Origin of the sequence: Pandoraea vervacti, from assembly GCF_000934605.2 — a bacterium.
Taxonomy (GTDB): Bacteria; Pseudomonadota; Gammaproteobacteria; order Burkholderiales; family Burkholderiaceae; genus Pandoraea; species Pandoraea vervacti.
Genome location: NZ_CP010897.2, coordinates 2,394,457 through 2,417,638 on the forward strand (window position 1 = coordinate 2,394,457; position 23,182 = coordinate 2,417,638).

17 protein-coding genes and 1 pseudogene are annotated in these 23,182 nt (G+C 63.6%); 11 read left to right on the forward strand and 7 right to left on the reverse strand.

Annotation, left to right across the window (positions count from 1 at the left end; genetic code table 11):
- Positions 1–16: 16 nt before the first annotated feature.
- The 3 genes from UC34_RS10855 to aceA all read left to right on the forward strand — a co-directional run bounded on the left by UC34_RS10855 (position 17) and on the right by aceA (position 3,213).
- A complete protein-coding gene (locus UC34_RS10855; protein WP_044455555.1) occupies positions 17–481 on the forward strand; it encodes a gamma-glutamylcyclotransferase family protein in 465 nt (154 codons plus the stop codon).
- Between the two features lie 109 nt (positions 482–590).
- Positions 591–1,502, forward strand: a complete 912-nt coding sequence (locus UC34_RS10860) for a DMT family transporter (protein ID WP_044455556.1) — start codon at positions 591–593, stop codon at positions 1,500–1,502.
- Positions 1,503–1,890: 388 nt separating this feature from the next.
- Positions 1,891–3,213, forward strand: a complete 1,323-nt coding sequence (aceA, locus tag UC34_RS10865; RefSeq protein WP_044455557.1) for an isocitrate lyase — start codon at positions 1,891–1,893, stop codon at positions 3,211–3,213.
- A 287-nt stretch (positions 3,214–3,500) separates the two neighbouring features.
- On the opposite strand, the gene UC34_RS10870 is transcribed toward aceA, so the two are convergent.
- Both UC34_RS10870 and UC34_RS10875 read right to left on the reverse strand, forming a co-directional pair.
- Positions 3,501–3,935: a universal stress protein gene (locus UC34_RS10870; protein ID WP_044458008.1), complete on the reverse strand. Its 435-nt coding sequence runs from the start codon at positions 3,933–3,935 to the stop codon at positions 3,501–3,503.
- Positions 3,936–4,296: 361 nt separating this feature from the next.
- Positions 4,297–5,238 (reverse strand): LysR family transcriptional regulator, encoded by a 942-nt coding sequence (locus UC34_RS10875; protein ID WP_044455558.1) that lies wholly within the window; start codon positions 5,236–5,238, stop codon positions 4,297–4,299.
- Between the two features lie 240 nt (positions 5,239–5,478).
- On the opposite strand from UC34_RS10875, the gene aceB reads away from it, so the two are divergent.
- Together aceB and pip are read left to right on the forward strand one after the other, a co-directional pair.
- Positions 5,479–7,074: a malate synthase A gene (gene aceB / locus UC34_RS10880; protein WP_044455559.1), complete on the forward strand. Its 1,596-nt coding sequence runs from the start codon at positions 5,479–5,481 to the stop codon at positions 7,072–7,074.
- Between the two features lie 375 nt (positions 7,075–7,449).
- Positions 7,450–8,385, forward strand: a complete 936-nt coding sequence (gene pip, locus UC34_RS10885; protein WP_044455560.1) for a prolyl aminopeptidase — start codon at positions 7,450–7,452, stop codon at positions 8,383–8,385.
- 151 nt (positions 8,386–8,536) lie between these two features.
- Here pip and UC34_RS10890 read toward each other — a convergent pair whose 3' ends face one another.
- The gene (locus UC34_RS10890) at positions 8,537–10,375 is read right to left on the reverse strand and encodes a DEAD/DEAH box helicase (RefSeq protein ID WP_063389827.1); all 1,839 of its coding nucleotides are present in this window, start codon (positions 10,373–10,375) and stop codon (positions 8,537–8,539) included.
- Between the two features lie 435 nt (positions 10,376–10,810).
- Here UC34_RS10890 and tsaB point away from each other — a divergent pair, with 435 nt between their 5' ends.
- Genes tsaB through UC34_RS10910 form a run of 4 tightly spaced genes read left to right on the forward strand, consistent with a single transcriptional unit; the run spans position 10,811 to position 14,373 of the window.
- Positions 10,811–11,596, forward strand: coding sequence for a tRNA (adenosine(37)-N6)-threonylcarbamoyltransferase complex dimerization subunit type 1 TsaB (tsaB, locus tag UC34_RS10895; RefSeq protein WP_044455561.1), 786 nt, complete (start codon positions 10,811–10,813; stop codon positions 11,594–11,596).
- Positions 11,596–12,075: a ribosomal protein S18-alanine N-acetyltransferase gene (gene rimI, locus UC34_RS10900; RefSeq protein ID WP_044455563.1), complete on the forward strand. Its 480-nt coding sequence runs from the start codon at positions 11,596–11,598 to the stop codon at positions 12,073–12,075. The genes tsaB and rimI overlap by 1 nt, the downstream gene beginning before the upstream one ends.
- Positions 12,076–12,112: 37 nt before the next feature.
- Positions 12,113–13,198, forward strand: coding sequence for a uracil-DNA glycosylase (locus UC34_RS10905; RefSeq protein WP_063389881.1), 1,086 nt, complete (start codon positions 12,113–12,115; stop codon positions 13,196–13,198).
- Positions 13,159–14,373: a DUF1853 family protein gene (locus UC34_RS10910; protein WP_052810983.1), complete on the forward strand. Its 1,215-nt coding sequence runs from the start codon at positions 13,159–13,161 to the stop codon at positions 14,371–14,373. The genes UC34_RS10905 and UC34_RS10910 overlap by 40 nt, the downstream gene beginning before the upstream one ends.
- Positions 14,374–14,464: 91 nt before the next feature.
- On the opposite strand, the pseudogene UC34_RS10915 reads toward UC34_RS10910, so the two are convergent.
- The 3 genes and pseudogenes from UC34_RS10915 to lplT form a co-directional block, all read right to left on the reverse strand.
- Positions 14,465–15,728: pseudogene (locus UC34_RS10915) on the reverse strand (IS110 family RNA-guided transposase).
- A 299-nt stretch (positions 15,729–16,027) separates the two neighbouring features.
- A complete protein-coding gene (gene thiD / locus UC34_RS10920; RefSeq protein WP_044455565.1) occupies positions 16,028–16,864 on the reverse strand; it encodes a bifunctional hydroxymethylpyrimidine kinase/phosphomethylpyrimidine kinase in 837 nt (278 codons plus the stop codon).
- Position 16,865: 1 nt separating this feature from the next.
- Positions 16,866–18,158, reverse strand: a complete 1,293-nt coding sequence (lplT, locus tag UC34_RS10925; RefSeq protein ID WP_044455566.1) for a lysophospholipid transporter LplT — start codon at positions 18,156–18,158, stop codon at positions 16,866–16,868.
- Between the two features lie 337 nt (positions 18,159–18,495).
- On the opposite strand from lplT, the gene alr reads away from it, so the two are divergent.
- Positions 18,496–19,566, forward strand: coding sequence for an alanine racemase (alr, locus tag UC34_RS10930; protein ID WP_044458011.1), 1,071 nt, complete (start codon positions 18,496–18,498; stop codon positions 19,564–19,566).
- Between the two features lie 22 nt (positions 19,567–19,588).
- Entirely contained in the window at positions 19,589–20,962 is a 1,374-nt protein-coding gene (gene radA / locus UC34_RS10935; protein ID WP_044455568.1) for a DNA repair protein RadA, read from the forward strand.
- Between the two features lie 174 nt (positions 20,963–21,136).
- Here the strand turns inward: radA and UC34_RS10940 are convergent, their stop codons facing one another.
- Entirely contained in the window at positions 21,137–23,077 is a 1,941-nt protein-coding gene (locus UC34_RS10940; protein WP_044458012.1) for an ATP-binding cassette domain-containing protein, read from the reverse strand.
- Positions 23,078–23,182: the final 105 nt, after the last annotated feature.

Sequence of the window (23,182 nt, forward strand, 5' to 3'; positions counted from 1 at the left end):
GATCCGGACATCCTCAATGACCACCGCAGCCCATGATCTGCCCCACACCTGTGACCGTCAAAGCGGCGCTGTACATGTGTTTGTCTACGGCACCCTTCGGGCGGGCGAAATCAACGACATGATGCGTGCGGCCGAACGCCACGGCATTGCCGCACCGGTGTATGTCGGCACGTGCACGATGGGTGGGCGACTTTTCGACTTCGGCAGCTACCCCGGCATGGTGCCTGATGCGGCGGCGTCGGTGACGGGCGACGTCTATCGGATCCCGGCAGCGCTAATTTCCGTGCTCGACGAAATCGAGGCGGTCTATCCCGGTGAGGCGGGATTGTTCGTGCGGGAGGTGCACGACGTTTCGTGCGATGGCGCGACGTACCCGTGCATTGTCTACCCGGTGAGCGCCTCGGCCGTGGGCCACTTGCCGCAGATTCCGGGCGGCGACTGGGTCGCGTACCGTCGTGCCCGGGACGCGAGTGCGGCCTGATTGCGCGATCGCCGCCATGTCCGATTATGACCAGCATTGAGCGCGTCGATGTGGGAGGATTCGCACATTCCGATGCTTTCAGGACGTCGTCTGCGCCGTCCTTCCGACCATGCGTTCATCCGATATCGCCCGCCTGCTCACGCTCTCTGCCATCTGGGGAGCGAGCTTTCTTTTCATGCGCATCATTGTGCCGGCGCTCGGGCCGCTGCCCACCGCGTTCTTTCGCGTCACGTTAGGCGCCATCGGCCTGGCGCTCATCCTGCTGGCCATGCGCGTTCGTTGGGAGTTCAAAGGGCTGCTTGGCGCGTCGATGCTGCTCGGTGTCATCAACTCCGGCATCCCGTTCGTGATGTACTGTCTCGCGGCCCGCGTGCTTCCTGCCGGATACTCGGCGATTCTCAATGCGACCACGCCATTGATGGGCGTCGTCATCGGCACGCTATTTTTTCGTGAACGCCTGACCGGTGCCAAGAGCTGGGGCGTGGTGCTCGGTTTGGTCGGCGTGGCGGTGCTCACGCGCACGGGACCGGTCACGATGTCGGGGCCCGTGGTGATGGGCGCGCTTGCCTGCCTGGTCGCCACGTCCTGCTATGGGCTGGCCGGCTATCTCACCAAGCGCTGGATTACCGAGCGCGGTGGTCTCGATGCCAAGCTCGTGGCGTTTGGCAGCCAGTTGGGCGCGTCGGTCGTGCTGCTGCCGTTTTTCGGCTACGTGTCGGCCACCTCGGGCATGCCGGGCCCTGCGACCGGCGGGGTGTGGGCGGCGATGGCGGCGCTCGGCTTTCTATGCAGCGCGCTCGCCTACATGTTGTTCTTCCGCTTGATCGCCGATCTCGGACCGCTACGCTCACTGACCGTCACCTTCCTGATCCCGCCGTTCGGCGTGCTGTGGGGGGCCTTGTTCCTGAATGAAGCGGTCACGATGGCGCACGTCTTCGGCGGATGCTTCATCGCACTCGCTGTCTGGCTTGTGTGCAAGCCACCGAAGGTCGCCCCGTCCGCCAGCGGCGCTGCCTCGTAGCGATGCCGCCGCTGTGCGCCGATGGATCCGGATGGCGCACAACAGACGCTGTGTAGGCCGATGACCTGTGTCATCGGCCTTTTTTCATGATGTGGAATGTCTTTGCGGTGCGTAAAAATTTGCGCTGCTTGGCACAACGCTGCAATTTCAGGAAGGGAAATTACGTTTCACATCAAGAAAATATTTATATAAGTGATTGAATTTAAAAAATAAAAAACTTTCACGTCCACCCTGATTCGTTCTGTTGCGTTGCGTGAGAAATCCCTAAACTCTTATACAAGACCTGCCGATTTGGAGACGCAAAAAGCGGTCAACCGCAGCGGCGACGATCCAACGGCAGCAAAAAGTCACCCTTTTTATTTGTATCGAGAAACCAGGAGAGATCATCATGACGACGCGCCAAGAGCAAGTGAAGCAACTCGAGCAAGACTGGGCGACCAACCCGCGCTGGAAGGGTATCAAGCGTGGCTACTCGGCTGAAGACGTCGTGCGCCTGCGTGGCTCGATTCAGCCGGAGCAGACGCTGGCCCGTCGTGGCGCCGAGCGCCTGTGGAGCCTGATCAATGAGAAGCCGTTCGTGAATGCGCTCGGCGCGCTCACCGGGAATCAGGCCATGCAGCAGGTCAAGGCCGGCCTCGAAGCGATCTATCTGTCGGGCTGGCAAGTGGCGGGCGACGCGAATCTGGCCGGTGAAATGTATCCGGACCAGTCGCTGTACCCGGCAAACTCGGTGCCGCAAGTCGTGCGCCGCATCAACAATACCTTCACGCGGGCTGACCAGATTCAATGGTCGGAAGGCAAGAACCCGGGTGACGAAGGCTACATCGACTATTTCGCGCCGATCGTGGCCGACGCGGAAGCGGGTTTCGGCGGCGTGCTGAACGCCTTCGAACTGATGAAGGCGATGATCGAAGCGGGCGCCGGCGGCGTGCACTTCGAGGACCAACTCGCCTCGGTCAAGAAGTGCGGCCACATGGGCGGCAAGGTGCTCGTGCCGACGCGCGAAGCCGTGGCCAAGCTCGTGGCGGCGCGTCTGGCGGCCGACGTACTCGGTGTGCCCACGGTGCTCATCGCCCGGACGGACGCGGAAGCGGCCGACCTGATCACGGCCGACGTCGACCCCCTTGACCAGCCGTTCTGCACGGGCGAGCGCACGGTCGAAGGCTTCTACCGCACGCGCAACGGTCTGGATCAGGCCATCGCTCGCGGTCTGGCCTATGCACCCTATGCCGATCTGGTGTGGTGCGAGACGGGCAAGCCGGATCTCGAATTCGCCAAGCAATTCGCGGAAGGCATCCACAAGCACTTCCCGGGCAAGATGCTTTCGTATAACTGCTCGCCGTCGTTCAACTGGAAGAAGAACCTCGACGACGCGACCATCGCCAAGTTCCAGAAGGAACTCGGTGCGATGGGCTACAAGTTCCAGTTCATCACGCTGGCCGGCTTCCACAGCCTGAACTACTCGATGTTCAATCTGGCGCACGGCTATGCCCGCCGTCAGATGAGCGCCTTCGTGGAATTGCAGGAAGCCGAATTCGCCGCTGCCGACAAGGGCTTCACGGCAGTCAAGCACCAGCGCGAGGTGGGTACGGGCTACTTCGATGCCGTCACGCAAACGATCGAGCGCGACGCATCGACCACGGCCCTGAAGGGTTCGACGGAGGACGAACAGTTCTTCGACGAAAAGAAGGCGCAGGTCAAGGCGGCCTGACAGGGCTGAGGGAGGGCGCGACGCGCCTGCAGGCCGACGATGCGCGTGGGGGCACGTCGTCGGCACGTGGGAGGTGTCGCGTTCGGACCGCGCGTCCGGCTTATCCGGCCGGGGCAGCCCTGACGGCGTTCCCGTCGCGGTGAGGGTTGCGTTGCACGCCTGAACGAGAAAAGGCCCGCGAGCTTATCCGGCTCGTGGGCCTTTTTTCATGGTGGGGGCAATGGATTTTCGGCCCGGTACGCGAGTCTTAGCCGCCACCGCACCGCCGACCTGGCGCTCGCTCAATGTCACCGATAGACGAGCACCGGGATCTTGGAGTGCACCAAAACGCGCTGTGTCTCACTGCCGAGCAGCAGGCTGGTGAGGCCGCGTCGGCCGTGGGAGGCCATCAGGATGACGTCGCAGCCGTGGCGCTCGGCAGCATCGATGATGCCCAGATACGGCGCGGGAAAGGTGGAGCTGTCACGCGCGAAGGGCACACCCGCAGCGGCGGCGGCCTTCGCCAGTTCATCCAGATGCGCGCAGGCCTCTTCGGCAATCCGCTCGCTGAATGTGGTCGGTGCTTCGAGCACATATTCGCTGAACGGCGAGTAGGGGTACTCGGCAAGGCAACAATAGCCGGTGACTCTGGCATTGAGGGCACGCGCCAATTCCAGCCCACCCGTAACGGCTTTTTCGGAGAGTTCCGAGCCGTCCGTCGGAATGAGGATGTGGGTAAACAACATATGACCTCCCGCAGTTGGCGTTGCTGAACACGCGTTCACAGGCTCGCGCAGGTATCACGATCTTGCACCCGGTCCGCGCGATGCTGCCTACGCTGCCATCGATGCGCTTGCCTGCACCAGGCGTCGCCCGCGAACCTCTCGCTTCGATTCTATGGCTTCGGCGCGCTGCAACAACAGGGGCAAACCCGACATGGCGCGCACCATTTGCTGCGTTGCCGCCGATGTCTCCGGTCAGGCCCAAGCCTGGTGCATCGGCATCCTGCAGATTCGCGCATGCGCACGGTAGCCGTGTCGTCCTCGATCGTAAGACGCACCGTCGGTGACAATCGTTCCTGCGGACCCGCCGCGCCCGCGTGCGTCACAACGACGCGGGGGCTGCCGCGACATCCGGCATATCGTCCTGCCAATATGCCGAGCTGCTGTAGTGATGCTTGAGATGGTCGATGAACAGACGTACCCGCAGCGGCAAATGCCGGCGTTGCGCAAAGACGGCGTGAATGCCGATGGGCGGGGCGGCGAACGCATCGAGCACGGTGAGCAGACGACCGGCGCGAATATCGTCGCCGACTTCCCACCAGGAGCGCCATGCCAGTCCGTAGCCGTCCAGACACCAGTCGTGCAGAACGGCGCCGTCGGTACATTCCATCGAACCGTTCACGCGGATGGTGACGACCTTGCCATCCTGCGCGAAGGTCCAGCCGCGCTGCTGATTGGCTGTCGAGCCGAACGCGAGGCAGTTGTGACGGGCGAGTGCCTCCAGCGATTCGGGACGTCCGTGCTTGGCCAGATAGGCGGGCGCCGCCACGCAGACGCGCCGGTTGTCCCCCAGGCGCACCGACACGAGACTGGAGTCCGGCAATTCGCCCAGTCGGACGGCGCAGTCGAAGCCCTCGTTGACCAGATCCACGAGCCGGTCGGAGAGATCGAGTGTCGCGCTCACATCCGGATGCGCCTCGATGAACACCGGCAGCAGGGGAGCCACGTGCCGCCGTCCGAACCCGGCCGGGGCCGAGAGCCGGAGGTGACCGCTGGCCTTCACGCCGCCGGCCGACACGGCGGCTTCGGCGTTGTGCATGTCGTTGAGGATTCGCTGGCACTCTTCGAGGAACGCCGATCCTTCGAATGTGAGCGTGACGCGCCGGGTTGTGCGCACGAGCAGCTTGACCCCCAGCCGATACTCCAGGGCGTCGATGCGCCGTCCGATGACCGCCGGCGCCACGCCTTCGAGCGTGGCTGCGGCCGACAGACTGCCCTTGGCAGCGACAGCAACGAAGGTTTCGATTTGTTTGAAGCGATCCATGACGCGGATTATGTACTAAAAAGTCATAGATAAAGTGATTTTCATGCATCTTTATGATGATTGGCTTCAATAATAAAATCGACCCGTCAATGCTGCCGGACCTTGTTGTCCCTGTTGTTCGCGGCATTGACGGGAGCGCGCGCCTGACACGCCCGACGAGGCTGCAGGCCCCGTGCAAAGCCCCTGATGTCCTTCCTTGCGGCGCGCTCCTTACATAAAACAAGCTGTTGGAGATCCCTGATGCCTTTGACTTTGCCCTCCGGCATGCAACTGCATGTTGACGCCGCCGATATCCGTGCCGAATACGAGGCGATCCTGACGCCCGACGCGCTGGCCTTCCTCGCCAAGCTGCACCGGGCGTTCGAATCACAGCGACAGACGCTGCTCGCCGCGCGTGAAGCGCGCGTCGCACGACTGGACGCGGGTGAGGTGCCCGACTTTCTGCCCGAGACGCAGGCGATTCGCGATGGCGACTGGCGCATTGCGCCGCTGCCGCCGGCGCTGCAATGCCGCCGCGTGGAAATCACGGGGCCGGTCGAGCGCAAGATGATCATCAACGCGCTGAACTCGGGGGCGGACAGCTACATGACCGACTTCGAGGACTCGAACACGCCGAATTGGCACAATCAGCTCCAGGGCCACATCAACGTGCGCGACGCGGTGCGCGGCACCATCAGTCTCGAGCAAAACGGCAAGCAGTACCGACTGAACGACAAGGTCGCCACGCTGATCGTGCGCCCGCGCGGCTGGCATCTGGATGAGAAGCATGTGAGCGTGGACGGCGTGCGCATGTCGGGCAGCCTGTTCGACTTCGGTCTGCATTGCTTTCACAACGCCAAGGCGTCGCTCGAACGTGGCTTCGGCCCTTATTACTATCTGCCGAAGCTGGAGAGCCATCTCGAAGCGCGTCTGTGGAACGACGTGTTCGTGCTCGCACAGAACGAACTCGGCATCGCGCAAGGCACGATCAAGGCGACGGTGCTCGTCGAGACGATTCTCGCGGCGTTCGAAATGGACGAGATCCTGTACGAGCTGCGCGAACATAGTTCGGGTCTGAATGCGGGTCGTTGGGATTACATCTTCTCGTGCATCAAAAAGTTCAAGGTCGACGCCGACTTCTGTCTGGCTGAGCGCAGCCGCATCAACATGACGGTGCCGTTCATGCGCGCCTATGCACTGTTGCTCCTCAAGACCTGCCATCGCCGCAATGCCCCGGCCATTGGCGGCATGAGCGCCCTGATTCCCATCAAGCACGACCCGGAAGCCAACGAGAAGGCCATGGCCGGCATTCGTGGCGACAAGGCGCGCGATGCGACCGACGGCTACGACGGCGGCTGGGTCGCGCATCCGGGGCTCGTGCCGGTGGCGATGGCAGAGTTCGTGAAGGTGCTGGGCGAGCGTCCGAACCAGATCGACAAGCAGCGCGACGATGTGAACGTCAAAGGGCGCGACCTGCTGGAATTCAAGCCGGAAGCGCCGATCACGGAAGCGGGGCTGCGCAACAACATCAACGTCGGCATCCACTATCTGGGGGCATGGCTCGCGGGCAACGGCTGCGTGCCCATCCACAATCTGATGGAAGATGCCGCCACGGCCGAGATTTCGCGCTCGCAGGTGTGGCAGTGGATTCGCTCGCCGAAGGGCAAGCTCGAAGATGGCCGCAAGGTTACCGCCGAGCTGGTGCGCGAACTGATTCCGCAGGAGCTCGCCAACATCAAGGAACTCGTGGGGCAGGTGGCGCCGACGTACGACCGCGCGGCCGTGATCTTCGAGCAGATGAGCACGAGCGAGGACTTCGTCGATTTCCTCACGCTGCCGCTGTACGAAGAGGTTTGATGGACAGTTGGCAGGTTTGACGGCTTCGAGATATTTCGCACGCCAGCCGACTTTCGCGGGCGATGTCCGGCAAGACGCCGCAATGGGACGATGGTGACATCGTCCCATTTTGCTTTTGGCTTGCTTTGTCTTGTTTGAGGCACCGCGCTACACTGAACTTTGACGTAGTGGTCCTCGTCCTACTCGTCCGCGTTGGTCCGCTCGGACGTATCAAGCCTGGTCATTGTTCACGTGAGGATGCCGATGTCTCCCGATATTCCCGATCTTCCTGAGGTTGCGGGCACGATTTCCGCCACCGCGCAGACAGGTGCGCCATCACGCCTGCCACGTGGACCCGGCAGGGTCGTCGAGACGATTCCGGCGCCGCTGCGTGGGTTGTATCCGCCCATCGAACCCTTCGATAGCGGCATGCTCGACGTTGGCAATGGGCACCAAATCTATTGGGAGCGCTGCGGCAATCCGAAGGGCAAGCCTGCGGTGTTTCTGCATGGCGGCCCCGGTGGCGGGTGCTCGTCGGAGCATCGGCGTTTGTTCGATCCGGCGAAATACTGCGTCACGCTGTTCGATCAGCGCGGTTGTGGGCGCTCGTTGCCGCATGCGAGCCTCGACTACAACACGACGTGGGATCTCGTGGACGATATCGAGGCGTTGCGTACGAAGTTCGGCTATGCGCACTGGCTTGTTTTCGGCGGCTCGTGGGGCAGCACGCTCGCGTTGGCGTATGCGCAGGCGCACGTCGATCGCGTGAGCGAACTGATCGTGCGCGGCATCTTTACCGTGCGACGTGAAGAGTTGCACTGGTATTACCAGAAGGGCGCATCGTGGTTGTTTCCCGATCGTTGGGAGAAGTTTCTGGCGCCGATTCCTCTCGAAGAGCGCGGCGATCTCATGCGTGCCTACCAGAAGCGACTCACGCATCGGGATGAAGCGGTGCGTATCGAGGCGGCGCGCGCATGGAGCATGTGGGAGGGCAGCACCATTACGCTCCTGCCGGACGATCAGCTCGCCGATGCGTTCGGCGACCCGCACTATGCGATTGCGTTTGCCCGCATCGAAAATCACTACTTCGTCCATGACGGCTTTCTCAAGCCGAATCAACTGATCGGCGGCGCGCACGTCTTGCGCGACGTCCCCGGCGTGATCGTGCAGGGGCGCTACGACATGGCGACGCCTGCGCGCACTGCCTGGGATTTGCACAAAGCGTGGCCTGAAGCCGATTTCTACTGGGCGCCGGATGCGGGGCATGCCTTCAGCGAGCCGACCATCCTGCACTGGCTGATCGAGGCCACCGACCGGTTCGGGACGGCCTAGCGAGTGAGCGGCCGGCCGCACGCCATCATCGGCGCTGAAAAACGAAAACCCCTGCATCGACAACCGTCAGTGCAGGGGTTTTTTGTGCGCCGTGGCGCGTGTCGCTGTGCGCGAGATCCGAGCGATTCAGATCTCGCCGGCACTGGGTGGCTTAGTCGCCGCGGCGCTTGTTGAAGCTGCCACTGTTGCCGCCATTGCTGCGATTGCCGTAACCGCCACGATCCTGGCGCTGGCCGTCGAAGCTGCGGGTGCCGCGATCCTGGCGATAACCGCCCTCGAACGAACGGCCGCCACGGTCCTGGCGGTTGCCGTCGAACGGACGCGGCGAACGACGCTCGAAGCGATCCGTGGACGCGCCGGTCGAGAAGCCATTGCCACCGCCATTGCCACCATTGCCGGCGTCGCGTTGCTGGTACCCGCCCTGGTAGCCGCTGGACTCACGGCGTTCGAACGAACCGGCCGGCTTGTTGCCGCCAAAGCGCTGACCGCCCTGATAGCCGCCATTGTCGCCACCATAACCACCGCTGCCCTGACGCGGGCCGCTGTTGCTCCAGCGACCACCGCCATTGCCGCTGTTGCCACGATTGCCGTAGCCGCCGCGACCCTGACCCGGGCGCTTGCCGCCTGCGCCGGCCTTCGGCGGCGAGCGGCGCGGTTCGAAACCGGCCACGACGTTCACCGGAAGCGGTTGACGCGTATAGCGTTCGATGCGACGCACGGCACCGACTTCGGCGTGTGCGGCGAGGCTCACGGCCACGCCACGACGACCGGCACGGCCCGTACGGCCGATACGGTGGACATAGTCTTCCGCAAACTTCGGCAGGTCGTAGTTGAACACGTGCGTGATGCCCGGCACGTCAATGCCGCGCGCGGCGACGTCGGTTGCCACGAGCACGCGAACACGGCGCTCGCGCAGGGCGCGCAGCGTACGGTTACGCACGCCTTGCGGCATGTCGCCGTGAAGTGCTGCGCTGTCGAAACCGGCTTGTTCGAGTTGGTCGGCCAGCAGGTCTGCGTCGCGCTTGGTCGACGTGAACACGATGGCCTGGTCGAGCGAGTCGTTGCCGAGCAGGTGCGTGAGCAGACGGTCCTTGTGGGCGCGGTCGTCCACATAGTGCAGCGTTTGCTCGATGTTTTCGTTGGTGCGCTGGTCGTTGCTGCGCGTGATCTCGATGGTTTCGGGATCGCGCAGCAGGCGGCGCGTGATTTCACCCATGCGGCCGTCGATCGTTGCCGAGAACAGCAGCGTCTGGCGCGTTTGCGGCGTGGCGTCGACGATGGTCTGGATATCGTCGATGAAGCCCATGTCGAGCATGCGATCGGCTTCGTCGAGCACGAGCATCATCAACTGCGACAGATCGATCTTGCCGCTGGAGATGTGGTCGAGCAGACGGCCCGGCGTTGCCACGATGATTTCGGGTTGCTTGGCCAGCATTTCGAGCTGACGCGGGTAGGGCATGCCACCCAGAATGCTCACCGTGCGCAGACGGCGCAGTTGCTTGCCGTACGTATCGGCGGCGGTCGAAACCTGTTGCGCCAGTTCGCGCGTCGGCGTGAGCACCAGCAGCAGCGGTTGCGCCGCGACGCGACGCACACGCTGGCCCTTGCGCGGCTTTTCGCCCGGGGCGGCGGGCTGGTTGCGCGGGTGCGCGGCAGGCGCACGGCTGTTCAACTCACCATTGGCCTGCATTTCTGCAAAGCGGTGGATGGCCGGCAGCATGAATGCGGCGGTCTTGCCGGAGCCCGTCGGGCTCGACACGAGCAGATCGCGACCGGCGAGCGCGGCGGGAATCGCGCGCTGCTGCACGGGCGTCGGATGCGTGTAACCAGCGGTGGTCAGTGCTGTGAGAATGGCTTCGTTCAGGCCGAGTTCGGCGAACGTGGGCTTGCCGTCGTCGTCGCTGGCGACGTCAACGATGGGCTTTTCGTTTTCTTCGGACGAAGGAAAATACGTCTGCGCGATGGCAGACAGCTTGGAGTGCTGTTCCATGAATCCTCTTGCGGATTGTAAGGTTATGTCGGGGCGTTGGCGCCAATCGGCAAACCCAATTCGTCGCAAGCAGGAAGCAAATCGCGGATGGGGCAGAAAGCGGATCGAAATCCGTATCGTAAGCCAGGGGACGGTGGCGGGTCGTTCCTAGGAACGCCAGTACCGGCAAGAACTACAGCGGCTTATCACAGGATTGGGGCAAAACGCGGTTTTTCGTCGCCACACGGGAATTACATTGGGTCCAGCGAGACGAAGCGCGCATTATATACCCATTTTTTGGAAAATGCACGTTCGGATTTGCACGTAGTGGAGAAGCCTTGCCAGGCGGCGATTCGCCAAGGGTATGCGGCGCTGGCGTCGCCCGGTTTTGAGAGATGTCTTGGGCACATGCGATCGCGCTAGGTCGCACGCCATGCGCCCGATTACAATAGCGCCATGTCTTCGATTACGCTTCTCGCCCTCGATACCTCCACCGAGTTCTGCTCGGTTGCCGTGTACCGTCACGATCCTGCCAGTCAAGCGAGCGCGCTCGTCGTCGAGCGCCATCTCGATACCGGCCCTGTCTCCAGTACCCATATTCTTCCTGCGGCCCGCGAAGTGCTTCGCGAGGCCGGCGTGACGCTGGCGCAATGCGATGCCATCGCCTTTGGCGCCGGTCCCGGCTCGTTTACCGGGTTGCGCACCGCCTGCGGCGTCGCTCAGGGGCTCGCCTTTGGTGCCGGACTGCCGGTCGTGCCGGTCGGCACGCTCCTTGCCTGCGCGCAGGCCGCCCGTGCCATGCGCGTCGGTACCGGGCGTGTGCTCGTTGCGCTCGACGCGCGCATGAACGAGGCCTATTGGGCCGATTATCAATGGGATGACGTTCGTGGCGACTGGCGCGAGGTTCAGGCGCCATCGCTCGACGCTGCGGAGCAGGTGCGCGCACCGGACGCCGAATTCGTTGTTGCCGGTAACGCCGTCACGGCCTTCGGAGAACGTTTGCAGGCGAGCGCCCGGGCGCTCGCCGTGCTGGCCGACGCCATGCCGCGCGCCCGTTACGTCGCCGAGTTGGCGGCGCGGGCGTTTGCGCGCGGCGAGGCCATTGCGGCCGATCAGGCGATGCCCGTCTACATTCGCAACAAGGTGGCGCAAACGACCGCCGAACGCGAGGCGATCAAGCAGGCGGCGAGTCAGGCGGCAGCGCCGAGCGCGCCGCCGGCCAATGGCAAGGGAGCGTCCTGATGCGTCAGGCCGGACCGAACCATTATTCGCCCATGACGCTGGCCGATCTCGATGAAGTCGTCGCGATCGAAGTGCGGGCGTATCCGTTTCCCTGGACGCGTCAGAACTTCGCCGACTCGCTCGACGCGGGGCACCATGGTGTTTGCCTGCGGGCCGTCGACGGCACGTTGCTCGGCTATTTTTTGCTGATGCCCGTGGTCGACGAGTCGCATCTGCTCAATGTCTGTGTCGCGCCTGAAATGCAGGGTAACGGGCTGGGCGTGCAATTGCTGCAAGAAGTGGTGCGTGTCTCGCGAGCGCTGGGCATGGGCGGCGTGCTGCTGGAGGTGCGTCCGTCGAACATGCGCGCACTGCGCATTTATGAGCGTTTCGGTTTCGAGCAGATCGGCCGACGCAAGGGATACTATCCGGCGAGCGGGCGTCGTGAAGACGCTATCGTGATGCGCCTGTCGTGGGAGACCGATCGTGCCGTGGCCTAAAGCGATTCTGGAAGAGTTCGGGCTGTGGCCGGTGTGGATGTCGAACGACGCCGTGGCAGATGCTGCGAATGCTTCGAATGCCGCAACGGTTGCGTCCGCCGCAGCCGTTGGCTTGGAGGATGGTGAGGGCGTGGCAACGCTGGTCGCCCCCAGCGAAGATCTGCCGCCTTGGGACGTGACGTCAGCGGGGGCGCTCGTGGGAGCGATGCGATCCGCTTCACAGTCCGCTTCACAGTTCGCTTCACAGTCCGCTTCAAAGGTTGCGTCACAGGTTGCTCCACAGGCCACTCCAGGGCCTGCTGCCTTCGACGGCGCGACGTCACCCGCCTCCCTGCGACGGGAGGCAGCCTCCGCGCCGGCGGCAAGCGCGGGCAACCGGCGTGACACTGACATGCCGCCGGACGACGTGCCGATGTGGCTCGACAGCGACGGATACGGCGACGGCGATGCCGCCGCCGATGCCGCACTCTGGTCGATCGTGCGCGACGCAGGGGAGGACGCCCCGACGCGTGCGTTGTTGCCGGGTGTCGATACTCTGGATTGGGACGCATTGACCGAGCGCGTCGCCAATTGCCGATTGTGCGGTCTGTGCGAAAAGCGCACACAGACGGTCTTCGGTGTTGGCGATCGCGAAGCCGACTGGCTGCTGGTGGGCGAAGCGCCTGGGCAACAGGAAGACTTGCAGGGCGAACCGTTTGTCGGTCAGGCAGGCAAGCTGCTGGACAACATGCTGCGCGCCTCGGCGCTCAAGCGTGGCGAGAACGTCTACATCGCGAACGTGCTGAAGTGTCGTCCACCGAACAATCGCGATCCCGAAGCCGATGAAGTGGCGAGCTGCGAGCCGTATCTGAAGCGACAAGTCGCGTTGCTCAAGCCGCGCGTGATCGTGGTGATGGGACGCTTCGCGGCGCAGAGCATTCTGCGCACGCAGGCGAGCATCGCCAGCCTGCGCGGGCGTGTGCACGAGTACGAAGGGGTGCCGGTGATCGTGACGTACCATCCGGCGTATCTGTTGCGCAGTCTGCCCGACAAGGCCAAGGCCTGGACGGATTGGTGCCTGGCGCGGGCTACCTACGAGGCGGTGTGCGAAACGACTCCGGACAACAAGCCTACGGCGAACTGATCGAAACCCTGCGCGAGGCACCCGTGCGCGACCTCGCGTGGTTGCTGTTGTCCGCCGATTTGCTCAGCGCCGCGCGGTTTCCGGCGGCGCTGGCGCACTTCGACAGCGTGCAGGCCGCCGCCGATGTTGCTGCCGTCCCCCCATTGGGCATGCCGCCCGACACGCGCGCCGCCGTCTCCGAACCCGTTTTCCATTCCCGTTTCCTGCACGATTGGCTGCTCGCCTGCGACGCCGACCCGGAACCGTTGCGCGAAATGCTCGCGCGAGGCGAAAGTCACCGGCTGGGACGTTACGCCGAGCAGCTTTTGCATTTTGCGCTGCTCCACAGTCCCCGGTTCGATCTGCTTGGCGCGGGTTTGCAGGTACGCGACGCGCGACGCGGCAACATGACGCTGGGCGAATGCGACTTTCTTCTGGCGCGCCGTGAGGATCGCCAGTTGCTGCATTGGGAACTGGCGGTGAAGCTGTACCTGTTCGTCCCGCCGGAACCGAGCTTAGGCTCGTCGGCCATGCTCGACGAGCGCGCCATTCAGTTTCATTGGCTGGGCCCGAATCTTGCCGACAGTCTCGCCGACAAGGTGGCGAGATTGCTCGGACATCAATTGCGCCTGACGTCGCTCGACGCCGCGCGTAGCGCGCTGCCTGCGCCCGGTCCATGGCTGCCGCAGGTGTATCTCAAGGGGTGGTTGTTCCATCCGCTGGAGCAGCGCGGGACATTGCCGCAAGTCGCGTCTGAGACGCACGGCCGCGGCTGGTGGGCGACGCTGGACGAATGGTGGATGCATGCGCAGCAAACGACACGACAAACGTCACGGCAACCTCAGGCGTGGGCCATGCTGCCACGTGCGCGTTGGCTCGCACCGGCGCGTGTGGCGGCGTCCGGGGCGCTGCCGCTCGATGCCATGCGTGCGAGGATCGAGTCGCACTGGCGAGAGCGTGGCGTTGCCGAACCCCTGCTGATCGTGTCGTTGACGCGACGCGCACGTAACGATCAAGGGGGCGACGAACCGGCTGACGGCGCGAGCGACTGGTTCGAGTGCGAGCGCGGCTTCATCGTCCCCGACTTTTGGGCGCCGCGTGCGCGGCACCGTATTGAAGAGCTGCGCGAACGCGCGGACGCCGCAGCACGGCGCGCGCTGGCGCAGACGGCAGACGATGGTGCGCCGTCGATCTGAGTGTTGTTGTGGGGCGTTGGCGTGCGCCGGGCGCCGCGTGCGGTAGGAGGATTCGCCGGGGAGCGCTCGGGGGGTGCCCCTATGTAGTTCGTCAAGCACTGGGGTCCGTTTTGGGTTGATAAAAAGTGCCGTCGCGTAGCATGGCAAAAAGGACGTCGCAGCGCCGGCGAGCCAGCGCGATAAGTGCCTGGTTGTGGCGCTTGCCCTGCTGGATTTTTCGACTGTAGTAAGCCCTTGAGATCGGGTCTCGCAAAGCCGCAAAGGCCGAGAGAAACAGGGCGCGTTTGAGTACCTTATTGCCACGTCGAGAGGGGTGTTCGCCGCGAATCGAGGCGCCAGAGCGCCGGGTCACCGGCGCTAGGCCAGCATAGGCCGCCAGGTGGGCGGCCGAGGCAAAGGCCTTGTGCGCCACCTCGGTCAGGAGTCGCGCTGCGGTCCTGAGCCCGACTCCGGGCATGCTGCTCAGGACCGGCCAAAGAGGGTTGCTTTGCACCAGGCGCTCGACCTCGGCGGCGATCTCGTCGCGTTGCTTGCGTAGGGCGGCCAGTTGCTGGGCCAGACGCGGCATCACCAGCGTGGCGGCATGAGTACCCGGCACGACTACGGTTTGTTCGGTAAGCGCCTGCGCGATGTCGGCGGCCAAGCTCTTGCCAATGCGTGGTGCGAGCTTGATCAGGCGATTCGCCAGCGTTTTTTGGCCCGCGGCCGCCAGTGCTGCGGGTGAGGGGTAGCGCTCAAGCAGATCGAGCACGGCGGGATGATCCAGGCGAGGTCCGAGCACGCGCTCAAGCGCGGGATGAATCTGCGTGAGCAGGCCGCGAATGCGGTTGCTGGTTTGGTTGGCTTGGGCGGCCAGGTCGTCGTCGAAGCCACACAGCATAGTGAGCTCGGCGAGCGGCTCATCGGCCAGACGCAATGAGCGCAGCGTATGCGGCATGGTGCGTGCGGCATCTGCGATGACGGCGGCGTCGCGCGCGTCGGTCTTGGCTTCGCCTGCGTGCAGGTCGGCGATGCGACGCATAGCCAGACCTGGCAAGTAGGCGACTAGCGTACCGGCGTCGCGGGCTACGGCCAGCGGCAGTGCGCCGATGGTAGCCGGCTGATCGACGACGAACAGGAGCTGGCCGTGGGCTTTCAACTCATCGATGAGGGCGCGCAGTTGGGTCTCATCGTTAGGCAGGGCCTTGTTGTAGAGGCGACGGCCGTTGCGATCGAGAGCGACGGCATGGTGGTGGCCTTTGCCGACGTCGACGCCGATGAAGACATCGACGGCGTCATGAAGTGGAAAGTTATGCATTGCAGTTGGCACAAAAAGTGAATTGGCCTGCAAGAACCCTGGTGGCAAGTCTCGGCATCCACGTTACGGACGGCGTCGGAATATCCGTGCCAAACCCCTATCAGCGATCACCAGCCACCCACCAGACCCGGTGACAACACCCCCCGGATCATGGTTACGACTGGGGGCGGGAATCATGCCGGGCCTGGCTGGCCAAAACCTCGATTATCGAGGTGCGAACATAGTAACGGGGGCGTTAGCGGCGTAAGGGACGCTGGGGACGCTGGGGACGCTGGGGACGGTAGGGACATCAGGGATGCTAGGGGGCGGGCGGTCAGCAGGTGCGCAATCCGGACACGCCGTCCCGATGCCTGATCGTCAGTCCTTGGGCCACACCGCGTGGAAGTGATGGACCGGCCCGATTCCCTTGCCGATGCGCAGCGCATCGCTGGCCGCGAGCGCGCCGTTGAGATACGCCTTGGCGTCGCGCACGGTGTCCGACCAATCGTTGCGGCGCGGACGCAGCGCCGCAAGCGCCGCTGACAGCGTGCAGCCCGTGCCGTGCGTGTTATGGGCCGCAATACGTGGCGCCGTGAAGCGCTCGACGCCGGCGGCGCTCACGAGCCAGTCGGGACTGAGATCGCCGGCAAGGTGGCCGCCTTTGACAAGCACGTTGCGCGCGCCCAGCGCACGCAAGGCTTGCGCCTGACGCTCCATTTCCTGCTCATCCGTCGCTGCCGCCACACCCAGCAATGCGGCGGCTTCCGGAAGGTTCGGCGTGATGAGATCGGCAAGCGGCAGCAGTTCGTCGCGCAGCGCGGCGACGGCATCCGGTTGCAGCAGCGCGTGGCCGCTCTTCGAAATCATGACCGTATCGAGCACCACGAATCGAGGCTTATGTTGGCGCAAGCCGGCAGCTACCGCCCGCACGACATCGGCGTTCGCGAGCATGCCGAGTTTTACGGCATCGACATCCAGATCCTGAAAGACGGCATCCATCTGCGCCGTGACGAAACTCGCGGGCGGCGTGTGAATACCCGTGACGCCCTGCGTGTTTTGTGCGGTCAGCGCCGTGATCACGCTGGCGCCGTACGCGCCGAGCGCGGAGAACGTCTTGAGGTCGGCCTGAATGCCCGCGCCCCCGCCGGAGTCGGAGCCGGCGATGGTCAGGGCGATGGGAATGGATGACTTGTGCGACGACTGGGGCAAATTCATATCAATGCTTGACTTCGCCAATGAGCGCCACCGAGTCGAATTCGCGCTGATTGGCCTGGTGACGCTTCATGACGAGCCACATCGTGCCCGAGACGAACACACCGAACAGAATGATGACGACACCCACCGGCACGTTGAACCAGATCAGCAGCGCATACAGGCACAGCATGATCAGCACCGAGAGGTTCTCGTTGAAGTTCTGCACGGCGATGGAGTGGCCCGCCGATAGCAGTACGTGACCACGATGCTGGAGCAGGGCGTTCATGGGGACCACAAAGAAGCCTGCGAGCGCGCCCACGATGATCAGGAAGATGTACGAGATGATCAGATACAGGGGCACCTTCCACTCGGTGCCCCACGGCAGAAGATCTTTCGAGAAGAAGGCCATGGCCATGACGGCAATGCCCATGGCGATGCCCACGGGCAGCACCGACAGCGAGCGCTTGAGCGGAATGCGCGATGCCGCGACGATGGCGCCGATGGCCACGCCGACCGCTGACACCGCTTGCAGGATCGCGCCTTCGGACAGCGTCATGCCGAGCGCCTTCTCGGCCCAGCGAAGCACGATGAATTGCAGCGTGGCGCCAGCGCCCCAGAACAACGTGGTGACGGCCAGCGAGATCTGCCCCAGCTTGTCGCGCCACAGCGTGACGAAGCAATCGGCGAAATCGGAAACGAGTTTGATCGGATTGCGTTCCTGACGCGCATAGCGTGCGCCGGTGTCGGGAATTCGCAGATTGAACAGTGCCGCAATCACATATATACCCATGATGACGATCATCGCGGCCATGGCCGGCGAGTTGATCACATCCGGCGTGTGAAGCAGGACCCATTGGGAGATATGCGGACTGATCAGCGCACCGCCGAGCACGGTGCCGAGAATGATCGAACTGACGGTGAGCCCTTCAATCCAGCCATTGGCCGCCACGAGCCGCTCGGCGGGAAGCAGTTCGGTGAGAATGCCATATTTCGCGGGGGAATAGGCGGCGGCGCCGAATCCCACTACGCCATAGGCAATGAGCGGATGCGAGCCGAACAGCATCATCAGGCAACCGGCGACCTTGATCGAGTTGCTGATGAACATGACCTTGCCCTTGGGCATCGAGTCGGCAAACGCCCCGACATAGGCGGCGAGAATGACGTAAGAGAGAACGAAGAAGAGTTTGAGCAGCGGTGTCATCCACTGCGGGGAATGCAGATCTTTCAGGAGTGCGATTGCAGCAATGAGCAATGCATTGTCGGCCAGCGACGAAAAAAACTGCGCGGCCATGATGGTATAAAAGCCTTTCTTCATCGGTACTTGAGTCGATCCCGTGCGGCGTAAAACTTGCGTGTCTCGGTTGTCGGAATCCGCGGTATCCCCCAGGGATACCCATACGGGAAGAAACCGGGCTTAAACACAGGGGTATCTGCGCTCATCGGCCATGCAAATGTCGCTATCGAACCGTATGTTCGGTCTTGCAGCCCCCGTGTCGGGCGCCCGGTCGCCCTCGGTCTGAGACCGATATTGTTATCGGGATAAAGATTTCGGCAAAACAAGTTGTGCGCACGGCTTTATAACACGAAAATATGCCGATGCGTTATGCCGCCGGCCTGTGCTGGCGAGCTTCTCCTACGATTCGATTCCCGCCATGCCTCGTCCAATCAAAGTTTCGATTCATACCGCAGCACTCGCCCATAATCTCGACGTCGCACGCCGCCATGCCCCCAACGCCAAGGTCTGGGCGGTGGTCAAGGCCAATGCCTATGGGCACGGCATCGAGAACGCGTATCCCGGATTGCGCGACGCCGACGGATTCGGCCTGCTCGACCTCGAGGAAGCGGTGCGTTTGCGCGAACTCGGCTGGGCCGGCCCCATTCTGTTGCTCGAAGGATTCTTCAAGCCGGAAGATCTCGCGATCGTCGACAAGTACGGCCTGACGACCACCGTTCACAGCGATGAACAGCTACGTATGCTGGAGACCGCGCGTCTGACCAAGCCGCTCAACGTCCAGCTCAAGATGAACTCGGGCATGAACCGCCTGGGTTTTGCGCCCGATCGTTTTCGCGCTGCCTGGGAACGTGCGCGAGCCATTCCGGGCGTCAGCCAGATCGTGCTGATGACGCATTTCTCGGATGCCGACGGCGAGCGCGGCATTGCGTATCAGATGGAAGCGTTCGAACGCGGCGCTCGCGACGTGCCCGGCGAGCGCAGCCTGTCGAACTCGGCGGCCACGCTGTTTCACCCGGCGGCGCATGGGGCGTGGGTGCGTCCGGGCATCATGCTTTACGGTTCGTCGCCGAAAGGCCTCGAGGTCACGGCCGCCGAACTCGATCTCCAACCGACGATGACACTCGAAAGTGAGCTGATCGGCATTCAGGAAGTGCCCGGCGGCGGCTCGGTGGGCTATGGCAGCGTATTCACGGCAGACGCGCCGATGCGCGTGGGCACCGTCGCGTGCGGCTATGCGGACGGTTATCCGCGCGTGGCCCCTACGGGCACGCCGATTCTTGTCGATGGCGTGCTGACGCGTACCGTCGGCCGCGTATCGATGGACATGCTGTCCGTGGATCTTACGCCCGTGCCGCAGGCGCGCGTGGGCACGCCTGTGACGCTGTGGGGCCGGGGACTTTGCATCGACGACGTCGCGGCATCGGCGGGCACGCTCGGGTATGAGCTGATGTGTGCCGTGGCACGTCGCGTGCCGGTTCACGCCTTCTGAGTGTCACGACAGGAACTGCTGCATGGCTAAAGCCAAGACCGTCTATATCTGTACCGAGTGTGGCGGGCAGACGCCCAAGTGGGCGGGACAATGCCCGAACTGCAACGGGTGGAATACGCTCGTCGAGTCTGTTGCGGAGACGTCCACGGGGCATCGCTATCAGGCGTTGGCCAAGAGCACGCCAGTGCGCAAGCTCGCCGAGATCGAGGCGTCTGACGTGCCGCGTTTTTCCAGCGGGGTCGGCGAGTTCGATCGTGTCCTGGGCGGTGGTCTCGTGGCGGGCGGCGTGGTGCTGATCGGGGGCGATCCCGGTATCGGCAAATCGACGCTGCTGCTCCAGTCGCTCGCCCATCTGGCGCGTGAGCGGCGAGCGCTGTACGTCAGTGGCGAAGAGTCGGGCGCACAGATTGCCTTGCGCGCGCAGCGGCTCGGGCTTGGCGCGGCGGGCGAGGGCGGCGGCGAGCTGGACCTGCTCGCCGAAATTCAGCTGGAAAAAATTCTCGGCGCCATCGAATCGGAGAAACCGGATGTCGTGGTCATCGACTCGATTCAGACGATCTATTCCGAGGCGCTGACGTCGGCCCCCGGATCGGTGGCGCAGGTACGCGAGTGTGCCGCGCAGTTGACGCGCACGGCCAAGCAAAGCGGTGTCACCGTCATCATGGTCGGTCATGTGACGAAGGAGGGTAGCCTCGCCGGGCCGCGCGTGCTCGAACATATCGTCGATACGGTCTTGTACTTCGAGGGGGACACGCATTCGTCGTATCGTCTCGTTCGGGCGTTCAAGAATCGCTTTGGGGCCGTGAACGAGCTGGGCGTGTTCGCCATGACGGAGAAGGGACTGCGGGGGGTGGCCAATCCGTCTGCACTGTTCCTCTCGCAGCATGAGCAAAGTGTGCCGGGTTCCTGCGTGCTGGTCACACAGGAGGGCACGCGTCCGTTGCTCGTCGAGGTGCAGGCGCTGGTCGATACGGCGCAGGTGCCGAACCCCCGGCGCCTTGCCGTTGGGTTGGAGCAGAACCGTCTGGCGATGTTGCTTGCCGTGATGCATCGGCACGCGGGCATCGCCTGCTTCGATCAGGACGTGTTTCTGAACGCCGTTGGCGGTGTCAAGATCACCGAACCTGCAGCCGATCTGGCGGTGTTGCTGGCGATTCACTCGTCGCTGCGAAACAAGCCTTTGCCGCGCGGCATCGTGGCGTTCGGCGAGGTGGGGCTGGCGGGCGAAATCCGGCCGAGTCCGCGCGGTCAGGATCGCCTCAAGGAAGCCGCCAAACTTGGCTTCTCGATTGCGATCATTCCGAAAGCGAATGCGCCGAAACAGCCGATCGACGGACTGGAGGTGCATGCCGTCGACCGTCTTGAGCAAGCGATTTCCGTGGTCGCGGGGTTGTAGTCGAACCTGTGTCGCTGCGACTAGCGAGGACAAAGAAAAGCCCGGTTGGATGACCGGGTTTTTTTTTTGCTTGGCGCTCAAGTGTCTGGGTGCCCGAGCGAGCATGCGCTGTCATGCGTCGTCATGAGCACCTGGAAGCGCCTGGAAGCACGTGGAAGCATGTGGAAGCGGGCCTCAGACGATTTGCTCAAGCGCTTCCTGTGCTTCGAGCCATTCGGCTTCGACCTCCGCGAGTTTGGCGGCGACTTCCGCCTGCTGCTTGAGGCTATCGGTGAGCAGTGCCTTCTTCGATTCCTCGTACGTGCCGCTATCGGCCAGAATGGCATCGAGCTTCGCCTTCTGATCCGAGAGCTCGCCCATCGACGCTTCGAGCTTGTCGATCTTGCGCTGAATGGGTTTGCGCAGTTGCGACAAGCGCTGGCGCTCCTGCGCCTCGGCTCGTTTCTGTTCCTTGCGATTGACGCCATCGTCGCCTGCCGTGCCATCGCTGCCGCCGATGCTGGCCTCGCGCGCCGCGGCGCGCTGATCCGCGGCATGTTGCAGAAGCCAGTCGCGATAGTCGTCGAGATCGCCATCGAATGGCTTGACTTCGCCACCGGCGACCAGCAGGAACTGGTCGGTGGTCGCGCGCAGCAGATGTCGATCGTGCGAGACGAGAATCAGCGTGCCATCGAACTGTGCGAGCGCCATCGTGAGCGCGTGACGTGTTTCGAGATCCAGGTGGTTGGTCGGTTCGTCGAGCAGCAGCAGGTTCGGCTTTTGCCAAATGATGAGCGCCAGCGCGAGGCGCGCCTTCTCGCCGCCGGAGAAGGGGGCGATCGACGCCGTCGCCATGTCGCCACGAAAGTTGAACCCGCCGAGAAAGTCGCGCAGTTCCTGTTCGCGGGTATCGGGCGCCAGGCGCTGCAAGTGCTGCAGGGGCGAGTCGTCATGGCGCAGCGTTTCGACCTGATGCTGGGCGAAGTAGCCGATCTGCAGGCCCTTGCCGGTCTTGACCGTGCCGGCCAACGGCGACAGCGTGCCGGCAAGCGTCTTGATGAGCGTGGATTTGCCTTGCCCATTCGCGCCGAGCAGGCCGATACGCTGCTCGTTCTGCACCGACATCGTGACGTGCGGCAGGATGACCTTGTCACTGCCATCGTCGAGGTGATAGCCGCAGCGAACGGCTTCGAGCACGAGCATCGGATTCGGCGCGCTGTCGGCCGGACGAAACTCGAACGTGAAGGGCGAGGCCACGTGGGCGGGCGCAATGCGCTCCATCTTTTCGAGCGCCTTCATACGGCTTTGCGCCTGACGCGCTTTCGACGCCTTGGCCTTGAAGCGCGAGATGAACGATTCCAGATGGGCGATCGTCTTCTTTTGCTTTTCGAAGGCGCTCTGTTGCAGCGTCAGTTGCTGGCCGCGCAGGACTTCGAACTGGCTGTAATTTCCGCCGTAGCGCTTGATCTGTTGATTCTCGATATGCAGGGTGACGTTACAGACTTCGTCCAGAAACTCGCGGTCGTGCGAAATGACGATCAGCGTGCCCTGATAACGCTTGAGCCAGTCTTCGAGCCAGACGATGGCATCCAGATCCAGGTGGTTGGTCGGTTCGTCGAGCAGCAGCAGGTCGGACGGGCACATCAGCGCTTGCGCCAGGTTCAGGCGCATGCGCCATCCGCCGGAGAAGCTGGCCACGGGCAGCTGCGTTTGCGCGAGCGTGAAGCCCAGGCCGAGCAGCAGGGCCTCGCCGCGTGCAGGCGCCGTGTAGCCGTCGGCGTCGGCGAAGGCGGCGTGCGCCTCCGCTTGGGCGTGTCCGTCGTGCGCCGCTTCGGCGGCGGCGATGGTGGCTTCGATTTCGCGCAGGCGCGTGTCGCCGTCGAGCACGTAGTCGAGGGCGGTGCGCTCGACCGCTGGGGTTTCCTGCATCACGTGCGCGACGCGCCACCCGCTGGGAACGAGGACATCGCCGCCATCGGCGTGCAATTGTCCGCGCAGCAGGGCGAAGAGAGTGGACTTGCCCGCGCCGTTGGCGCCGACGAGGCCAACGCGCTCGCCCGGATTGAGCGTGACGGAGGTGTCCTCGAAAAGCGGCTTGGTGCCGCGCGCGAGGCTCAGATGTTCGAATCGGATCACAGCGAGAACGGCCGCGTGCACGCACCGGAGTGCAGGCGCGCGGCGTATTGAGCGGAAAAACGCGTATTTTACCGGGAGCGAATGAATTGTCGCGGGAAATCGTGG

What these genes read in the sequence shown, in the direction of transcription:
- UC34_RS10855 (WP_044455555.1), top strand. Translation starts at nt 17, where the DNA reads ATGACCACCGCAGCCCATGATCTGCCCCACACCTGTGACCGTCAAAGC.
- UC34_RS10860 (WP_044455556.1), top strand. Translation starts at nt 591, where the DNA reads ATGCGTTCATCCGATATCGCCCGCCTGCTCACGCTCTCTGCCATCTGG.
- aceA (WP_044455557.1), top strand. Translation starts at nt 1,891, where the DNA reads ATGACGACGCGCCAAGAGCAAGTGAAGCAACTCGAGCAAGACTGGGCG.
- UC34_RS10875 (WP_044455558.1), bottom strand. Translation starts at nt 5,238, where the DNA reads ATGGATCGCTTCAAACAAATCGAAACCTTCGTTGCTGTCGCTGCCAAG.
- aceB (WP_044455559.1), top strand. Translation starts at nt 5,479, where the DNA reads ATGCCTTTGACTTTGCCCTCCGGCATGCAACTGCATGTTGACGCCGCC.
- UC34_RS10890 (WP_063389827.1), bottom strand. Translation starts at nt 10,375, where the DNA reads ATGGAACAGCACTCCAAGCTGTCTGCCATCGCGCAGACGTATTTTCCT.
- tsaB (WP_044455561.1), top strand. Translation starts at nt 10,811, where the DNA reads ATGTCTTCGATTACGCTTCTCGCCCTCGATACCTCCACCGAGTTCTGC.
- rimI (WP_044455563.1), top strand. Translation starts at nt 11,596, where the DNA reads ATGCGTCAGGCCGGACCGAACCATTATTCGCCCATGACGCTGGCCGAT.
- UC34_RS10905 (WP_063389881.1), top strand. Translation starts at nt 12,113, where the DNA reads ATGTCGAACGACGCCGTGGCAGATGCTGCGAATGCTTCGAATGCCGCA.
- thiD (WP_044455565.1), bottom strand. Translation starts at nt 16,864, where the DNA reads ATGAATTTGCCCCAGTCGTCGCACAAGTCATCCATTCCCATCGCCCTG.
- lplT (WP_044455566.1), bottom strand. Translation starts at nt 18,158, where the DNA reads ATGAAGAAAGGCTTTTATACCATCATGGCCGCGCAGTTTTTTTCGTCG.
- alr (WP_044458011.1), top strand. Translation starts at nt 18,496, where the DNA reads ATGCCTCGTCCAATCAAAGTTTCGATTCATACCGCAGCACTCGCCCAT.
- radA (WP_044455568.1), top strand. Translation starts at nt 19,589, where the DNA reads ATGGCTAAAGCCAAGACCGTCTATATCTGTACCGAGTGTGGCGGGCAG.